Raw genomic sequence first — 482 nt, 5'->3', positions numbered from 1 at the left:
CGATAATGGCTGCCGCACCCATTGAGAGCCTGCGCCCCGATACGCCGCTCAAACCGTTGTACATTATTCACGGCGAAGAGGATTTGTTGCGCATCGAGGCTTTGGATACGCTGCGTGCAGCTGCAAAAAAACAAGGTTATCTCAACCGCGAAGTCTATACTGCCGAAAACAATTTTGACTGGAACGAGCTGTTGCAAAGTGCCGGCAGCGCAGGTTTGTTTGCCGATTTGAAACTGCTGGAAATCCATATTCCCAACGGCAAACCCGGCAAAAACGGAGGTGATGCCCTGCAAACCTTCGCCGAACGCCTGCCCGAAGATACGGTTACGCTCATCCTCCTGCCCAAGCTTGAAAAAGCGCAAATCCAGTCCAAATGGTTTTCCGCATTGGCAGGCAAAGGCATCGTCTTAGAAGCCAAAGCCGTTGCGCCACATGCTTTGCCGCAATGGATACAAGGCCGTCTGAAACAGCAGGGTTTGGAC

General features: G+C 52.5%; 1 protein-coding gene. It reads left to right on the top strand.

Features of this window, described 5'->3' with window-relative positions; translation table 11 throughout:
- Positions 1 to 5: 5 nt before the first annotated feature.
- A partial coding sequence (gene holA, locus ACTHUM_RS19205; RefSeq protein ID WP_440403877.1) for a DNA polymerase III subunit delta occupies positions 6 to 482 on the top strand: 477 nt, incomplete at its 3' end.

The organism is Neisseria sp. P0021.S006, assembly GCF_051956895.1.
The sequence above is the reverse complement of the archived record's forward strand: the minus strand, read 5'-3'. Positions and strand labels throughout refer to the sequence as shown.